Source organism: Vreelandella subterranea, from assembly GCF_900111305.1.
In the GTDB taxonomy this organism is placed as follows: Bacteria; Pseudomonadota; Gammaproteobacteria; order Pseudomonadales; family Halomonadaceae; genus Vreelandella; species Vreelandella subterranea.
Window position 1 is genome coordinate 42176 of record NZ_FOGS01000008.1, and the last position, 15883, is coordinate 58058.

Below are 15883 nucleotides of genomic sequence, written 5' to 3' on the forward strand. Positions count from 1 at the left end.
CACCCGGTTTTTTGGCTTTTAATCGATTCACTATGAGGAACTGACCATGGCATTGACACGTGAACAAATGGCTCAGCGCGTGGCGCGTGAACTGGAAGACGGCTTTTACGTTAATTTAGGAATTGGCATTCCGACCCTGGTGGCCAACTATATCCCCGAGGATATGGACGTAATGCTTCAGTCGGAAAATGGTTTGCTGGGCATGGGCCGTTATCCCACGGAAGAAGAAGTTGATCCCGACATGATCAACGCCGGCAAGCAAACCGTAACGGCGAGGCCCGGCGCGGCGATTTTCTCATCGGCAGAGTCCTTCGCAATGATTCGCGGCGGCCATGTGGACCTGACGGTTCTGGGGGCGTTTGAGGTCGACCAGAACGGCAATATTGCCTCCTGGATGATTCCCGGCAAGCTGATCAAGGGGATGGGGGGCGCCATGGATCTGGTGGCCGGTGCGGAAAATATCATTTGCACCATGACCCATGCGTCGAAACACGGGGAATCCAAGCTGCTCGAAAAATGCAATCTACCACTGACCGGTGCAGGCTGTATCAACCGTGTATTGACTGACCTGGCTTACCTGGAAATCAAGGACGGCACTTTCATTCTGAAAGAGCGTGCGCCGGGCGTGAGTGTTGAGGAAATCGTCGAAAAGACCGCTGGTAAACTGGTGGTACCCGACCACGTCCCCGAAATGACCTTTGTTGAAGGCTAGCCGACCCGCGAGTGCCTGTTGTAAGTCAGGGCGTAAGCGTCGCCGCGCTTACGCCATCTCGCAGCGTGCATGAAGAGGCAGCAACAGCTCGGCGACCCGCTCGTGATTGCTGTCCAGGTGCTTCTGGACAATGGCCAGGCCGCCCAGGCAGAGGCGATGTTCATCACCCTGGTCGAATATCTTTTTTTGCGGCGTGGTCGGATAGAAACGGTGGATGAGCAGATTGGAAACGCTGAACACCCCATTCTGCTGGCCTTCCATGTGGGGCAGGCCGCTTTCTGTCAGTTGCCGGTCAATGGTTTCCATTGACAGGCCAAGCTGTTCGCAGTCAAAGCCGACATGGTGCAGCCTGGGCCCCATTACGGCTAACCAGGCGGCGAGTGGGTGTTCGGTGTAAAGCTGCTGATAGAGTGCCCAGGTAGGCATTGGCCAGGGGCGCCCCCTGCAAAGCAGGTTTTGGCCCTTGCTGTCTTGCGGATGTGCCTGCTGGACGAGGCCGAGTAGCGCTTCGCGTGAGGGTCTTGACAGGGTGCCCGTCTGTAATTCGGCGAGAACCAGCCAGCTTCCGCTGTCCGCTGGCGCCAACAGGTGGATGAGCAGCCCTTTGTCGGCCATCGCATAATGCCCGATATGGCGATACCCCATATGGGCAAGCGCTGGTGACAGTGCCTGTGAGGAAAAACCACCATGATTGAGCGTTACCAGCGTGAGGTAATCCGCTGGCGTTGAAAGGGGCCAGAGGCGAAGTGCCCCGATATCAGGATGGGTATGAATATAATCCAGCCATAACTGCTGGATGAACTCCTCGCGATGCATGCTGCCTTCCTTGCCAGGGTGTCGGCCCACTAACTTATGGGTTGCTATCGACCCCAGTATAGGCAAGTGACAAACGATAAGTTCAACGCAGCTAAACGGCAGGCTAACGATGGGTCAGGCAGTCGAGGAGGTGCTCAGTAGCTGGCGGTCGCGGACGAACTGGTCGAACTCGCTGAAGCCACCGACATGCTGCTGATCGACAAAGACCTGGGGCACCGTATGAATCGGCTTGCCTGCGGTTTTGGCAATATCGTCTTTACTGACGCCCTCAGACGGCATGTCGACGTAGCGGTAGCCTTCGATACTGCCCGCCTGTTCCAACTGCTCAGCAAGCTGCTTGGCGCGAACACAGAACGGGCAGGACAGGCGCCCAAAAATGACCACAAACATACATGACTCCTTTGTGTCAGTGTTAGAACGATGACGCATTGTGAATCAACCGGCCAGCGTTATCCAATAGGGGGACGCTAAAAAGGTTATTGAGTCACGTTATCATCTGCGTCTGCTACCGAAGGGGAGCAGTGAAACGGTAAGCAATCAGCTAGACTGACCCAGTAAGTACATTCACTTGATCAACAGGATTTGCCATGACGACAACAGCAGTGACCCCTCGTGTTGCCTTGGTTACCGGCACCAGCAGCGGTATTGGCGAGGCAGTGGTCAAACACTTTTGTGAATTGGGCCATCAGGTATTGGCGGTGGATTTCAATCCCGACGGCAGAGCGATTGCCGAGGCAGCAGGGGCTGCATTCTACCAGGCGGATTTAACCGACCCGGAAGCCTGTCGCGGTGCCGTTGCGGAGGCGGTCAAACGCTTCGGCGGCGTGGATATCCTGGTCAACAATGCCGGGATTCAGCATGTGGCGGCCATTGAAGACTTTCCTGAAGCCAAATGGCGTCACATTATCGACCTGATGCTGACGGCCCCTTTCCTGCTGACCCAGGCCGCCTGGCCGTACATGCGTGAAAAGGGCTGGGGGCGGATCGTCAATATTGCGTCGATTCATGCCCAGGTGGCTTCGCCGGGCAAGGCGGCTTATATCAGTGCCAAGCACGGCATGATCGGGCTGACCAAAACGGCCGCGTTGGAAGGCGGTGAACAGGGGATTACGGCGAACGCGATATGCCCGGCCTACGTGAAGACGCCGCTGGTCGATAACCAGATTGCGGATCAGGCCAAGCTGCATGGCATGGGCGAGCAGGAAGTGATTGAAAATATCATGCTCAAGAATGCCGCTGTAAAACGTCTGATCGAGCCGGGTGAAGTGGCGCAACTGGTCGCCTACATGGCCTCGGATGCAGCAGGGGCGGTGACCGGGGCGAGCTGGAATATCGACCTGGGCTGGACCGCCCATTAATTCGCGCTGCATTAGCCCACAGGTGTAGACAGACAGCGAGTTAGTGGCGCACAGGGCGCTTTTGCAGTTTGCGCTGCAGGGTTCGGCGGTGCATGCCGAGCGCCCTGGCAGTGGCCGAGATATTGCCATCGTGCTCCTGCAAGACCTTCTGGATGTGTTCCCAGGTAATGCGATTGATGGAAGGTGGGTTATCAGCCACTTCAATATTGGGGTCGCCCTGGGACCGTTCGAACGCGGTCAGTACATCGTCAGCGTCGACCGGTTTGCATAGATAATTGACGGCTCCCAGCTTGATGGCTTCCACGGCGGTCGCAATACTCGAGTAGCCGGTCAATACGACCACATGACAGTGCGGAACGACCGCCAGCAGTTCGGGCAATAACTTGAGCCCCGAAGAATTTTCCAGCTTCAAGTCGAGGGTGGCCATGGTGGGCATATGTTGGGCCGCAAGCGCCAGGGCCTGGTCCGCATCATTGGCCACGACGACCTCAAGCCCACGCCGGGTGAGCGAGCGACTTAGCACATGGCAAAACATCTCGTCGTCGTCGACAATCAATAATCGCTGGTTGGGTGTTTGCATGATGACCTCAATGAATCAGTAACGAGAGGCGTCACAGCGCCTAGTCAGCATCTGCACGAGGTAGCGTGACTTCGGTTAAGGTGCCGCCTTCGGGATGGTTATAAAGACTCACGCCCCCGCCAAAACGATTGATAGTGGCGTGAGTTAAAAACAAGCCAATGCCCATTCCCTTGCTTTTTGTGGAAACGAACGTGTCGCCCAACTGATCGGCAATCGACATGGCAACGCCAGGGCCGTGATCACGAATATCGATCACGACGCGGTCAGAGTACCAATCCAGTCCAATGGCGACGCCTTCGGGGTTGGCATCCGCGGCGTTATTCAGCAGATTGGTGAGCGCCTGATCGAGGGTGGCGTCAACGGCCAGCCAGGGCCGTCCACGGCGGCCAGCGATGTCCAGTCGGTGACTGACATCGGGCCGTAATACCAGCCAGCGTTGGACAACACCGCCTAGCCAGGTTTCGGCGTCGAGCACTTCCGGTTCTGCCATGCGCCGCCGATCTGCCTGACTGACGAGGTGCTGCAGGCGGGATTTGCAAATATCCACCTGCTGACGCAGCAATTCGATATCTTCCTGGCGCTCCGGGTCATCCTTGGCTTCTTGCTGCATGTCCTTGAGCAGTACCGCCATGGTGGATAGCGGCGTGCCCAACTCATGCGCGGTGCCTGCCGCCTGGGTGGCAACGGCCAGCACTTGCTCGTTGCGCAATGCCGCTTCGCGGGTGCGCGAAAGCGCCTGGTCACGATGCCTCAAGGCATGGGCCATCTTATAGATGAAAAAAGTGACCAGTCCTGCGGACATGCCGAAATTCACCCACATGCCCAAGACATGGAGGCTCAGCGGGCTGCTGCTGTTGATATGCCCCAATTGGGGAATAGGATGGTAGTCAATCATCAAGAAGCTATAGGCGGCCATGGCGCAGCCGGCAATGATCCAGGCATGACGCCAGGGCAGGGTAGCGGCCGCAATGGTAATCGGTACCAGGTAATAGGTGATAAAGGGATTGGTGGACCCCCCGGAAAAATAGAACAGCAGCGTCAAGCCCACTACATCGGCGAGCAGGTGTAGCAAGTACTCAAGGTGCTGGACGGCGCGTGGCCGTCCCAGCCGCCACCAGGTGGCAATGTTGAGCAGTCCCATCGCCAGAACGACGCTGATCACCTCAGGCACGGGCAGCTCAAACGAGAGGAACTTGACGCCCACGATGATGGCAATTAAAAACCCCGTCCAGGTGATGCCTCGCACTATGGTCAATCGGACCAGGTTACGGTTCGGGGTCGATAACGGTAGCGGGAGCTCGGTTGGCATCTGGCTCACCTGGCGGTGGATTTAAAGCGATGGATCAGGAATTTAATAAACAGCGTCATGACGTAGGTTAACCATCCCGCCGTGGCCACAATATTGAATACCAGCATCTTGGGGGGCAGCCAGGCGCTGCCCAGCAGGCCCTCAATCATGATGTGGAAAAACATCGCGATAAGCACCGGCAGCGCCAGCAGGTGAATCCACATATCAGTCCGTCGTTTGCGCACGTGATAACGCCGCAGGAGGAAGCGAAGCGGCCGGTGCGCCCAGCTGAAAAATGCCAGTGTGGCGATGATCAGCAGCATGGTGACGGTCGCTTCGGTACTGCCGTAATACGTAGAAAACGACACCGACCACGCGAGTGCGAGCCACAGCAAGCCTTCGAGGCTGGCAATAATGTCGGCGTTTCGCCGGACCTTCTGCATAACGTGTATCCTTTGACCAACCAGTGATCATTATCATACGCCACATCGAGTCGGCTGTGGATGAATGGCACTCGATTCAACCTGATGGCGTATCCGGTATACTGCTGTTCGAGGCGCTGGGCGCCCATTTCATTGACTGCGATAACTGACGACGTACAGGATCTTCCGTGGACGCTATTACTTTGACCCGGCCAGACGACTGGCACCTCCACCTGCGCGATGGCGAAGCACTGAAAGCGGTCGTGGGCCATTCCGCGGCCCAGATGGGGCGCGCAATCATTATGCCGAACTTGACGCCGCCGATCACCACGACCGAACAAGCTGTCGCTTACCGTGAGCGGATTCTGGATGCGCTGCCTGCCGGTAGTCGCTTTGAACCGCTCATGACATTGTACCTGACAGACACCACGCCGCCGGAAGAGATCGCGCGGGCGGCCAGTAGCGGCATCGTCCACGCCGTCAAGCTTTACCCGGCGGGCGCGACCACCAACTCTGCCTCCGGGGTGACGGATCTGACGCGCTGCGATGCGACCATTGCCGCGCTTGCCGAAGCAGGCATGCCGTTGTTGATGCATGGTGAAGTCACCGACGCGGCCATTGATATCTTTGATCGCGAGGCGGTGTTTATCGAGCGCGTGCTGACACCGCTTTTAGCGCGCCACCCAGGGTTGAAAGTGGTGTTCGAACATATCACGACACAGCAAGCCGCCGAGTTCGTTGCCCAGGCACCCGATACGGTGGCCGCTACGATTACCGCGCACCACCTGTTATTCAATCGCAATAAAATGCTGGTCGGGGGTATTCGGCCGCACTATTACTGCCTGCCCATTCTCAAGCGCGAAAGGCACCGCCAGGCGTTGCTGAAAGCGGCGACCAGCGGCAGCGGGAAGTTTTTCCTGGGTACCGACAGCGCCCCCCATGCGCAAACCGCCAAAGAGTCCAGCTGTGGCTGTGCGGGTGCCTACACGGCATCCACGGCGATAGAGCTTTATGCGACGGCGTTTGACGAAGTCGGGGCGCTATCGGCGCTGGAGGGGTTTGCCAGCCTCAACGGGCCGCGCTTTTATGGCCTGCCGCCCAATGGCGACACGATTACCCTGTCTCGGCGCCCGCAAAACGTCCCCGCCAGCTACCCCTACGCCGAGGGGGAAGCGATCATTCCGCTGCTGGCGGGGGAAGCGCTCGACTGGTCGATCAGCTAGCGCTCAAGGTGAGGAGCATCTGGTCGACCATGCGCGAGGAATGGTCGGCAGCCATATCCAGAAATTGCTCAAAGGACAGATGGTTATCGCCGTTGCCGGGGATGTCGGATAGGGCGCGGATCACCACGAAGGGGCATTGGTACAAATGGCATGTCTGGGCAATGGCGGCGGCTTCCATTTCCACCGCCAGCATGTCGGGGAACAAGGCGCGGGTGGCATCGACCCTGGCCGGGTCAGCCATGAAGGCATCGCCAGTGGCGATCAAGCCTTCACGCACCTTGACCTCGCCCAGTGTCTTGATGGCGCCCTGGGCCACTTTGCGGAGCGCTGCATCGGCCAGGTAAGCCGCGGGCATGCCGGGGACCTGGCCCATTTCGTAGCCGAAGACCATGGCGTCTACGTCATGGTGGCGGACTTCGTCGGAAATGATGATATCGCCGATATGCAGGTCGCTGGCGAACCCGCCGGCTGAACCGGTGTTGATCACCGCGTCAGGTTGATGGCGCTCCAGCAGTAGCGCCGTGCCGACCGCTGCGTTCACTTTGCCAATACCCGATTGCAGGATGGTCACGTCGAGGCCGTGGCGTGTGCCACGATGAAAGATAAACCCCGCGTGCTCATAACGCTCCGGGTTGTCGAGCTGGGACGCCAGGATGCTGACTTCCTGCGCCATGGCGCCAATGATACCGATACGCTTCACTATGTTGGTTTCCTGTCCGTCAGAAGAAGATAAACAGCGCGGTTAGCTGTCAGATTGATCGTGCTGTTCAGCGGCCGCCAGGGTGTTTTCCAGCAGGGTGGCGACGGTCATCGGTCCTACGCCGCCAGGGACGGGGGTGATCAGGCTGGCGCGTTCGGCGGCAGCGGTGAAGCCGACATCCCCCTTCAGCTTGCCGTCTTCCTGGCGATTGATCCCCACGTCAATCACCACGGCACCGGGTTTGATCCAGTCACCCTGCACGATGCCGGGCTTGCCGACGGCAACCACGACAAGGTCGGCACGTCGGACATGTGCTTCCAGATCCCTGGTAAACCGGTGGCATACCGTGGTGGTGGCGCCGGCAAGCATCAGCTCCAGTGCCATGGGCCGCCCGACGATGTTAGAGGCGCCGACGACGGTGGCATCGAGACCGCGGACCTTGACGCCACTCTGTTCGAGCAGCGTCATGATGCCTTTTGGCGTACAGGGGCGAAGGGCCGGCATGCGCTGGGCCAGCCGGCCAATATTGAAGGGATGAAAGCCATCGACGTCCTTGTCGGGTCGAATCCGTTCGAGTATCGGTTCGGCGTCGAGCGCGTCGGGCAAGGGGAGCTGGACAAGAATGCCGTCGACGGTAGGATCGTCATTTAACTGGTCAACCAGCGCTTCAAGTGTCTGCTGGGAAGTATCGCTGGGCAGGGCGTGCTGAAAGGAAAGAATGCCTGCCTGTTCACAGGCGCGGTGCTTATTGTTCACATAGACTTGTGAGGCGGGGTCGTCTCCTACCACCACAACCGCAAGTCCGGGTGCTCTTTTACCTGCCTGCTGGCGGGCAGCTACCTGTTGAGCAACATGCTGACGGACATTGGCGGCGATAGCTTTGCCATCGATGAGTTGGGCGGTCATGTAAAGAAATCCCCGTAGAGGTTGAAGGGCGAACTAAAGACACGAGTGTTAACCAAAGGTCTGCCGTTGCCAATTTTCGCATGATGGGGCAGTCAGGCAAAGTGCCAGGGTAAGTTGTCAGCTTGATGGTTGACTTTAAAATTAAAAACAGTAATATATGCCTCGCTTGAGACGGGCCAGGCGGCAGCGTTTAGGCAATGAAATCGGGGTGTAGCGCAGTCTGGTAGCGCGCCTGCTTTGGGAGCAGGATGTCGGGGGTTCGAATCCCTCCACCCCGACCACGTCTAACGCGAAAGGTAGTTTTGCTTTTCCAGGCGATGGTTGTGGTCAAGTGCTCATCAATGTCTTTGTTCACAGATATTACATGTGCGCTCATAGCTCAACCGGATAGAGCAACGGCCTTCTAAGCCGTAGGTTGCAGGTTCGAATCCTGCTGGGCGCGCCATTTGTACCAGTAGCGATTAGCCTTGAAATCTCGTCAGTTGCAGTTGTCAATGGTGGATGTAGCTCAGTGGTAGAGCCCCGGATTGTGGCTCCGGTGGTCGTGGGTTCGATCCCCATCATCCACCCCAGTGACAGCAAAGCAATCAGCAGTTCCCTTCTACAGGTTATGGTGGATGTAGCTCAGTGGTAGAGCCCCGGATTGTGGCTCCGGTGGTCGTGGGTTCGATCCCCATCATCCACCCCATTAACCTCTTTTCTGTTTTACCCGCTTATCTTCATTCATCTTTATCTTCTCTTCCGTTTTGAACTTCCCAATGACTTCTCCCATTCGGGAATTTTCAGGGCGTCACTTGTTGGTCAGCGTGGCATCACCTTGATGGGCTGTCCGCCTACCTGGGTGAGTGGGCCGGGGTGTCCGAGTAAATAGCCTTGCGCATAGTCAATGCCAAGGGCCTTTAGCGTATCCAGGGTTTGCTGCGTTTCGACGAATTCAGCAATGGTTTCTATACTGAGCGCTTTGCCCACGGCGTGAATGGCTTCCACCATCGCTCGATCAATCGGGTCTTCATGGACATGGCGAATGAAATGCCCGTCGATTTTTAAATAATCAACGGGCAGCTGTTTCAAGTAGCTAAAGGAAGACAGCCCCGTGCCAAAATCATCCAGCGCAAACCGGCAGCCCAGTTGTTTCAGCGTGTGGATGAGCTCGATCACGCTGGAAAGTTGTGCAATGGCCGCGCTTTCGGTGATTTCAAAGCACAGGCTGCCCTTGGGCAACCGGGCATTTTGCACCTGGGTGATCAGGTCCCGGCAGAATTCGCCATCGGACAGCGACGCGCCCGAGAGGTTGACCCCCCAGCAGCCCCAGGCAGTGTCGGGGGCTGAGCGGGTAATATCGGACAGCCATGCAAGGGTGTTGCGGACCACCCAGCGGTCAATGCGCGGCATAAAGTGGTAGCGCTCGGCAGCGGGTAGAAAACTGCCCGGTGTGATCAGGTTGCCGTCTTCCTCCAGGCGTAAAAGTATTTCCTGGTAAGCGGGGCGTTTGGCGCAGACAGCTTCGATAGGTTGCGAGAAGAGTCGGAAATGATCATTGTCGAGCGCGTTCTGCAAGCGCTGTACCCAGCGAAGCTCACCGTCGCGTTCGAGTACCGAATGGTCATTGGCCTGGTAACAGTGTAGGCGGTTGCGTCCTGCCTCCTTGGCGGTGTAGCAGGCGGCATCGGCAGCGTGCAGGGCATCGGTTAACTGCATGTGGGCATCACTCAGAACGACCAGCCCGATGCTGACGCCAATACCAAAGGTGTGCTCCTGCCAGGCAAAGCGATAGTTTTCGATATCGCAGCGGATGGCATCGGCAATTTGTCTGGCCTGATCCATGGGGCAGTTGGGTAGCAACAGGGCAAACTCGTCGCCACCAAGGCGGGCGACGGTATCGCTGCTGCGGACATAAGCCTGCAGTTTTGTGGCCACCTGGCGGAGAAGCTCATCACCGGCGATGTGGCCGCAGGTATCGTTGACGATCTTGAACTGGTCAAGATCCAGATAGCATAAAACGTGACTGCCTTCCTGGCCATCGAGCAACTGGCTCAGCGTTGTTTCAAATGCTCGACGGTTGATTAGCCCTGTCAGGTTGTCGTGGCTGGCCTGGTAGTTAAGCTGGTCGGCAAGTTGGCGAGTGATGCTGACGTCCTGGAAGACCGCCACTGCGCCCAACGTAATGCCGCTGCGCGAGCGAATCGGGGCGGCACTGTGTTGAATGGGCGTTCGCTGTCCGTCGCAGTGCTCAAGCCAGCCGTCCTCGGTGGAATGAATGGCGCGATGCTGGGTGAGTACCTGGCGTGCCGGGTTGCTGAGTAGACTGCCGGTTTTGTCGTCAATGAGGCGATAAATCGACTGGATCGGTTTTTCACGAGCCTCGCGAAGGTGCCAGCCGGTCAGCCGCTGGGCTTCGCTATTCATGAAGGTGATCAGGCCGCTGGCATCGCAGGTGATGACGCCATCGCCAATCGAGGCCAGGGTCGTTCTGGCCAGATCCCGCTCGCGGTTTAACTGTTCCTGCAGGCGCTTGCGTTCGGTAATGTCGCGCACCATGCCGGAACGTTCCGAGTCCGAACCGCTGGCTCCTTCGCTGATCTGGACTTCCAGATAGCGGACTTCCTGAGTGGCGGAGCGCAGCTTGATTTCATGGCGTTCACCCGGCGCCAGGTTGGTGCGCTCCAGTAAGCGGCTGACAGGGGTGCCTATCATCTGCTCGGCTTGAACGCCAAACAGCTGCTCCGCACCCGGGTTGAGGCTGGTGAGTATCCCGTTGGCCTGCCAGGTAAGCACGCCGTCACGCAGGTTGTGAAGCATCACCCGGGTATGGTCGATAGCGCTTTCCAGGGCCGCCGCGACACGGTTGTAGCCTGCGGCAATCTCGCCCACTTCAGAAAAAGGGTCTGCCTCGATGCGCTGGCGCATGTCGCCCTGTTGTTCATGGCGGCGCATGTGTTCCAGCAATTGGGTCAGTTCGTTATGGGTGCCGTGTTCGGCGAGGTTTAAGCCCTTTTTTTCATCTTCAGGGCTAACCCGAAGCGGAAAATAGCGCCCGGAGATACGAAACAGCAGCCACGCAATACCAAAGCTCCAGAGTCCGCAGATAACGACGCCCAGCAGCTGCACACCGGCCTGTTCCACCGTGCCCAGCCCAGTCCCCAGCGCCTCGGGGTCGGCTATCCAGGGCAGAGCGAGCGTGCCCCAAATGCCGGGAATCAAATGCGCCGGAATAGCGCCTACGGCGTCATCGATGCGGTGGTTGAGCAGCCATTCGCTGGTGACCACCATCAGAACGCCGCTGACAGCCCCGAGGCCCAGTGCCCCTGACATCGACACTGCATGGGCTCCTGCGGTAACAGCGACCAATCCGGCAATGGCGCCGTTGATGGCATACATGACGTCGGCATAGCGGCGGGTTCGCCAGCCCATCAGCATGGCGGATAGAATGCCCCCGGCGGCGCCCAGGACCGTATTGGCGAGAATGCCAGGTACCTGGCCGTTGATGGCCAGCGTGCTGCCGCCGTTGAAGCCAAACCAGCCGAGTATCATGAACAGCGCCCCCAGCATGGCGAGGGGCAGGTTGCCCGCCGGGAAGGCGGTGGGGGGTTGGTTTTGGTTGAAGCGTCCCTGGCGAGGGCCGATGGCGAGAACGGCCGCAAGCGCGACCCAGCCCCCCACGCTGTGAACGACGGTGGAACCGGCAAAATCCACAAACCCCAGCGAAGCGAGCCAGCCGCTTTCCCCTCCCAGTAGGCCGCCCCATGCCCAGTGCCCGAATGCGGGGTAGATGAGCAGCGCTATCCAGAGGGCGGTCCAGAGGTAGGCAAAAAACGGCATTCTCTCGGCGACGGCGCCTGCCACAATGGTCGCCGCGGTAGCGCAGAACATGGCCTGAAAGATGAATAGCGTGATTACCCAACTGGATGCTGAGTTGAGTTGCCACCCGAACAGGCTTGTGCCCAGCCAGCCGCTTTCCGAGACGCCGAACATCAACCCGAAGCCCACCAGCCAGAAGACGCTCAGTGCAATGGCAAAATCCGCAATATTTTTCATTGCGACATTGATGGCGTTTTTGCTGCGGGTTGTGCCCGCTTCCAGGCATAAAAAACCCGCCTGCATGACAAAGACCAGTGCGGCTGCCCATAATACCCATAGTGTATCGAGCAGTTCTGTATCGATGATGGGGGTAAGTGGCATGGTGGCATCCTTGTTCTTTTTTGGTGCGCTGCAAGCTCTATTTGGGTGCATGGCGCACGGCGAAGCGTGGTTAAGGCGGCGCTGAATTAGCGCCTTTTGCCCTAATGATGGTCCTCGCGGTAATAAGGCAAAGCAATTGCTGTGCCGTAATACCGAACGCTTTCGGTTTTTTTGTTTTTGGCGATATTAATTTCTGATTTTTTTATTAAAAACAGTTTTTTAGACTGTATTAATGCTTCTTTATCAGTGCTATTTTTTAGGTAACTAGGCGTGCGGTGTGACTGACCTGCGTGTCGTGCAATTTGTCGATGAGAGGGTGTTTCAATGTCGCGTCATGCGGTGGTGTTAGGGGCAGGTATGGTAGGTGTCAGCATTGCATGGCATCTGCAGCAGCGGGGGATTCAGGTCACTTTGATGGACCGACGCCAGCCAGGCCGGGAAACCTCCTTTGGCAATGCCGGTATTATCCAGCGTGAAGCGGTAAAGCCCTACCCCTTTCCTCGCGATTTTAAAACCATCCTGAGCGTGCTGCCCAATCGACGCGTGGATATTCGCTATCGTACTGGCGGTATGCTGGAGGCGGCGTCGCCGTTATTGAGCTATTGGCATCATTCCTCGCCGCGTCGCTACCGCAAGATCGTGCCGGAATATGCCTCCTTGATTCAGCTGTGTCTTAAAACCCATGGACCGATGATCGAGGCCGCGGGTGCCGAGGACCTGGTGCGTCGCCAAGGCTGGCTGGAGATATATCGAACGCCTGAGAAGCTGGCCAAGCGCGCGAAAGAGGCCGAAGAAATGCGGGACCTCTATGATGTGCAATTTCAGGTGTTGGATCGACAGGCGTTGCTAGACAAACAGCCCGACCTTGGCGATGACATCATGGGGGCCATTCACTGGCTTGATCCCTGGACAGTCGCTGACCCTGGCGCGTTAGTGGCCGCGTATGCGGCATCATTCGTCGCCAATGGCGGTCAGATTGTGCAAAGTGATGTTCAGTCGGTCACCCAGCGTGAAGCACAATGGTGTGTGACCACCAGTGATGGAGAGGTGGTCGCAGACGATGTCGTAATGGCGCTGGGACCCTGGTCAGGCGAGTGGCTCAAGGGCTTGGGCTACCGCTTCCCGACCTTCGTCAAGCGTGGCTATCACATGCATTATGCCACTCAAGCACCGGCTCGGTTGCAGTACTGGTTGATGGATGCCGAGGTAGGCTATTTGCTGGCGCCCATGAATGCAGGCATTCGGCTGACCACCGGTGCCGAGCTGGACCGCCTTGAGTCACCGGCTGATGAAGGCCAGCTAAGCGCGGCGGAAAGCGCTGCACGACGTATTTTCCCGCTGGCTGAGCGTCTTGATGAAGCCGCCTGGAAGGGCGCACGCCCGTGTCTTCCGGATATGAAGCCGGTGATTGGCCCCGCGCCTCGGCATAAAGGCCTCTGGTTGGCCTTCGGACACGGTCATCAAGGGTTTACCCTGGGACCGGCAACGGGCTACCTGCTTGCTGACATGATGGAAGGCAAGACGCCCGCCATCGACATGGCGCCCTTCAGGGCCGAGCGTTTTTAGAGGGTGTGTTTTGCGTGTTGTCGTACCATTTGCTAGTCTCTTAGTATATTCGTACTACATTGAGGTGATCATATGGATGTAGCCGTCAGCAATGCGGTGAGCACAGCGCTTTACATGAACCAGGCCCAGAGTGCTGAGCAGGCTCAGATGCAGGTGTTCAAGGAAGCATTGGATACGCAGGCGCAGCAGGTGACTGACATCATGGCGTCTGCCGATACCGGTGCACAGCCTGATCTGGCAAAAGAGGGCACCGTGGGAACTCAGGTCAACACCTTCGCCTGATATTTCATTGGTTAGCGACAGTTTTGAAAAAAACGCCGGTCTTCCGGCGTTTTTTTATGGCCGCTTATTCGCGTTTGGCTCCTCTCCATGGTGCGCGCTGTTCACGACAGGAAGCTGTGCTTCTAACCCGTCCCCAAACCGTCCTCTTGTGGCCCAAGATTGTCTGCGAGGGTACAATTGCCAGCAATGCCATATAGCTCGGCTGCTGACACTTGGCATCTATGTGTCTGGCTGAGTACACGCTAATGATGAGGCCCGATGAAAGATACCCAATTAGCCCAGGAAGCCGGGCTTAGAAGAACCTTTGCTATCATTTCCCACCCCGATGCCGGTAAAACGACCATTACTGAAAAGATGCTGCTGTTTGGCAATGCCATCCAGCTGGCCGGTTCGGTGAAAAGCAAGCGTAATGACCGTCATGCCACCTCGGACTGGATGAAAATGGAGCAGGAGCGGGGCATCTCGGTGACAACCTCCGTGATGCAGTTTCCCTACGGAGGACGCATCGTTAACCTGCTTGATACGCCAGGTCACGAGGATTTCTCTGAAGATACCTACCGTACCCTGACAGCGGTGGACTCTGCCCTGATGGTGATTGACGGCGCTAAAGGCGTCGAGGACCGGACCATCAAGCTGATGGACGTCTGTCGTCTACGCACCACGCCGATTCTGACCTTCATCAATAAAATGGACCGCGATATCCGTGACCCCATCGAGGTGATGGACGAAGTCGAGACGGTGCTCAATATCCAGTGTGCGCCCATGACATGGCCCATTGGCATGGGACGGCATTTCCGTGGGGTGTATCACCTGTACAACGATGTGGTTCATCTCTACACCCAGGGCCAGGGCAGTCGTATCCCCGAGGACAAGCGTATCGAGGGGCTGGATAATCCCGAGGTAGACGAAGTGCTGGGTGAAGATCAGGCCGAGGAGCTGCGCATGGAAGTCGAGCTGGTGCGCGGCGCATCCCATGAGTTCGACCTTGACGCCTATCGCCGTGGGGAATTGACGCCCGTCTACTTCGGAACCGCGATGGGTAACTTTGGCGTTCGCGAAATGCTGGATGGCTTTGTTGAATATGCACCAGCCCCTCAGCCCCGGGAAACCGATGTGCGGGATGTCCCGGCTGACGACCCTCGTTTTACGGGCTTCGTGTTCAAGATCCAGGCCAATATGGATCCCAACCACCGCGATCGTATCGCTTTCCTGCGGGTGTGCTCGGGCAAGTACGACAAGAACATGAAGATGCGCCATGTGCGTATCAACAAGGATGTCAAGATTGCCGACGCGCTGACGTTCATGGCCTCCGACCGCTCCCAGGTGGAAGAAGCCTGGCCTGGCGATATCATTGGCCTGCACAACCACGGCACCATCCAGATTGGCGATACGTTTACCGTGGGCGAGAATATGCGCTTTACCGGTATTCCACACTTTGCGCCGGAGCTTTTCAAACGCGTTCGCCTGAAAGATCCGCTTAAAATGAAAGCCTTGCAGAAAGGCCTGCAGCAGCTCTCGGAAGAAGGCGCTACGCAGGTCTTCATGCCGATCGACAACAATGACCTGATCCTGGGGGCCGTGGGGACGCTGCAGTTTGACGTGGTGGCGCACCGCTTGAAGGAAGAATACAAGGTGGATTGCCTGTATGAAGCCGTCAATGTGCAGACGGCCCGCTGGGTGTATTGTGAAGATGCCAAGATGCTGGAGGAATTCAAGCGCAAGGCAAGCGCCAACCTGGCGATCGATGGCGGGGGCTACCTGACCTACATCGCGCCGACCCGCGTCAACCTGCAGATGACCCAGGAGCGCTGGCCGGACATTCGCTTCCAGCCGACACGCGAGCACTAGCCT

General features: G+C 57.6%; 15 protein-coding genes and 4 tRNA genes. 11 read left to right on the forward strand and 8 right to left on the reverse strand.

The window, feature by feature from the left end; genetic code table 11:
• Positions 1-46 precede the first annotated feature (46 nt).
• Complete coding sequence (locus BMX75_RS12340) at positions 47-712, forward strand: CoA transferase subunit B (protein ID WP_092828371.1); 666 nt, start codon at positions 47-49, stop codon at positions 710-712.
• A 48-nt stretch (positions 713-760) separates the two neighbouring features.
• Here BMX75_RS12340 and BMX75_RS12345 read toward each other — a convergent pair whose 3' ends face one another.
• Positions 761-1528 (reverse strand): VOC family protein, encoded by a 768-nt coding sequence (locus BMX75_RS12345; RefSeq protein ID WP_092828373.1) that lies wholly within the window; start codon positions 1526-1528, stop codon positions 761-763.
• Between the two features lie 114 nt (positions 1529-1642).
• Entirely contained in the window at positions 1643-1918 is a 276-nt protein-coding gene (locus BMX75_RS12350; RefSeq protein WP_066320490.1) for a GrxA family glutaredoxin, read from the reverse strand.
• Between the two features lie 197 nt (positions 1919-2115).
• Between BMX75_RS12350 and BMX75_RS12355 the strand changes: the two genes are divergently transcribed.
• A complete protein-coding gene (locus tag BMX75_RS12355; protein ID WP_092828375.1) occupies positions 2116-2886 on the forward strand; it encodes a 3-hydroxybutyrate dehydrogenase in 771 nt (256 codons plus the stop codon).
• A gap of 40 nt (positions 2887-2926) precedes the next feature.
• On the opposite strand, the gene BMX75_RS12360 is transcribed toward BMX75_RS12355, so the two are convergent.
• Genes BMX75_RS12360 through BMX75_RS12370 form a run of 3 tightly spaced genes read right to left on the reverse strand, consistent with a single transcriptional unit; the run spans position 2927 to position 5197 of the window.
• Entirely contained in the window at positions 2927-3466 is a 540-nt protein-coding gene (locus tag BMX75_RS12360; RefSeq protein WP_092828377.1) for a response regulator transcription factor, read from the reverse strand.
• A 40-nt stretch (positions 3467-3506) separates the two neighbouring features.
• Positions 3507-4775: an ATP-binding protein gene (locus BMX75_RS12365; RefSeq protein ID WP_092828379.1), complete on the reverse strand. Its 1269-nt coding sequence runs from the start codon at positions 4773-4775 to the stop codon at positions 3507-3509.
• 5 nt (positions 4776-4780) lie between these two features.
• Positions 4781-5197, reverse strand: coding sequence for a hypothetical protein (locus BMX75_RS12370; protein WP_092828381.1), 417 nt, complete (start codon positions 5195-5197; stop codon positions 4781-4783).
• A gap of 23 nt (positions 5198-5220) precedes the next feature.
• Here BMX75_RS12370 and BMX75_RS18345 point away from each other — a divergent pair, with 23 nt between their 5' ends.
• Together BMX75_RS18345 and pyrC are read left to right on the forward strand one after the other, a co-directional pair.
• A complete protein-coding gene (locus BMX75_RS18345) occupies positions 5221-5346 on the forward strand; it encodes a hypothetical protein (protein ID WP_281244563.1) in 126 nt (41 codons plus the stop codon).
• 18 nt (positions 5347-5364) lie between these two features.
• Positions 5365-6399, forward strand: a complete 1035-nt coding sequence (gene pyrC, locus BMX75_RS12375; protein WP_092828383.1) for a dihydroorotase — start codon at positions 5365-5367, stop codon at positions 6397-6399.
• Here the strand turns inward: pyrC and mtnN are convergent.
• A complete protein-coding gene (gene mtnN, locus BMX75_RS12380) occupies positions 6392-7099 on the reverse strand; it encodes a 5'-methylthioadenosine/S-adenosylhomocysteine nucleosidase (protein ID WP_092828385.1) in 708 nt (235 codons plus the stop codon). The two genes, pyrC and mtnN, sit on opposite strands and share 8 nt — an antisense overlap.
• 42 nt (positions 7100-7141) lie before the next feature.
• The gene (folD, locus tag BMX75_RS12385) at positions 7142-8005 is read right to left on the reverse strand and encodes a bifunctional methylenetetrahydrofolate dehydrogenase/methenyltetrahydrofolate cyclohydrolase FolD (RefSeq protein WP_092828387.1); all 864 of its coding nucleotides are present in this window, start codon (positions 8003-8005) and stop codon (positions 7142-7144) included.
• A gap of 204 nt (positions 8006-8209) precedes the next feature.
• Between folD and BMX75_RS12390 the strand changes: the two genes are divergently transcribed.
• The 4 genes from BMX75_RS12390 to BMX75_RS12405 all read left to right on the forward strand — a co-directional run bounded on the left by BMX75_RS12390 (position 8210) and on the right by BMX75_RS12405 (position 8693).
• Positions 8210-8286 (forward strand) — tRNA-Pro (locus BMX75_RS12390).
• A gap of 87 nt (positions 8287-8373) precedes the next feature.
• Positions 8374-8450: transfer RNA gene (locus tag BMX75_RS12395), tRNA-Arg, on the forward strand.
• Between the two features lie 52 nt (positions 8451-8502).
• Positions 8503-8577 (forward strand) — tRNA-His (locus tag BMX75_RS12400).
• 41 nt (positions 8578-8618) lie between these two features.
• Positions 8619-8693, forward strand: a tRNA-His gene (locus tag BMX75_RS12405).
• Positions 8694-8806: 113 nt separating this feature from the next.
• Here BMX75_RS12405 and amt read toward each other — a convergent pair.
• Positions 8807-12184 (reverse strand): ammonium transporter, encoded by a 3378-nt coding sequence (gene amt, locus BMX75_RS12410; RefSeq protein WP_092828389.1) that lies wholly within the window; start codon positions 12182-12184, stop codon positions 8807-8809.
• A 324-nt stretch (positions 12185-12508) separates the two neighbouring features.
• Here amt and BMX75_RS12415 point away from each other — a divergent pair, with 324 nt between their 5' ends.
• The 3 genes from BMX75_RS12415 (at position 12509) to BMX75_RS12425 (ending at position 15880) form a co-directional block, all read left to right on the forward strand.
• Positions 12509-13750, forward strand: coding sequence for an NAD(P)/FAD-dependent oxidoreductase (locus BMX75_RS12415; RefSeq protein WP_092828391.1), 1242 nt, complete (start codon positions 12509-12511; stop codon positions 13748-13750).
• Between the two features lie 72 nt (positions 13751-13822).
• A complete protein-coding gene (locus BMX75_RS12420; protein WP_066320510.1) occupies positions 13823-14032 on the forward strand; it encodes a putative motility protein in 210 nt (69 codons plus the stop codon).
• Positions 14033-14290: 258 nt separating this feature from the next.
• On the forward strand, positions 14291-15880 hold the full coding sequence (locus BMX75_RS12425; protein ID WP_092828393.1) for a peptide chain release factor 3: 1590 nt from the start codon (positions 14291-14293) through the stop codon (positions 15878-15880).
• Positions 15881-15883: the final 3 nt, after the last annotated feature.

Coding starts and splice junctions, on each gene's coding strand:
- BMX75_RS12340 (WP_092828371.1), top strand. CDS start 47: ATGGCATTGACACGTGAACAAATGGCTCAGCGCGTGGCGCGTGAACTG.
- BMX75_RS12345 (WP_092828373.1), bottom strand. CDS start 1,528: ATGCATCGCGAGGAGTTCATCCAGCAGTTATGGCTGGATTATATTCAT.
- BMX75_RS12350 (WP_066320490.1), bottom strand. CDS start 1,918: ATGTTTGTGGTCATTTTTGGGCGCCTGTCCTGCCCGTTCTGTGTTCGC.
- BMX75_RS12355 (WP_092828375.1), top strand. CDS start 2,116: ATGACGACAACAGCAGTGACCCCTCGTGTTGCCTTGGTTACCGGCACC.
- BMX75_RS12360 (WP_092828377.1), bottom strand. CDS start 3,466: ATGCAAACACCCAACCAGCGATTATTGATTGTCGACGACGACGAGATG.
- BMX75_RS12365 (WP_092828379.1), bottom strand. CDS start 4,775: ATGCCAACCGAGCTCCCGCTACCGTTATCGACCCCGAACCGTAACCTG.
- BMX75_RS12370 (WP_092828381.1), bottom strand. CDS start 5,197: ATGCAGAAGGTCCGGCGAAACGCCGACATTATTGCCAGCCTCGAAGGC.
- folD (WP_092828387.1), bottom strand. CDS start 8,005: ATGACCGCCCAACTCATCGATGGCAAAGCTATCGCCGCCAATGTCCGT.
- amt (WP_092828389.1), bottom strand. CDS start 12,184: ATGCCACTTACCCCCATCATCGATACAGAACTGCTCGATACACTATGG.
- BMX75_RS12415 (WP_092828391.1), top strand. CDS start 12,509: ATGTCGCGTCATGCGGTGGTGTTAGGGGCAGGTATGGTAGGTGTCAGC.
- BMX75_RS12420 (WP_066320510.1), top strand. CDS start 13,823: ATGGATGTAGCCGTCAGCAATGCGGTGAGCACAGCGCTTTACATGAAC.
- BMX75_RS12425 (WP_092828393.1), top strand. CDS start 14,291: ATGAAAGATACCCAATTAGCCCAGGAAGCCGGGCTTAGAAGAACCTTT.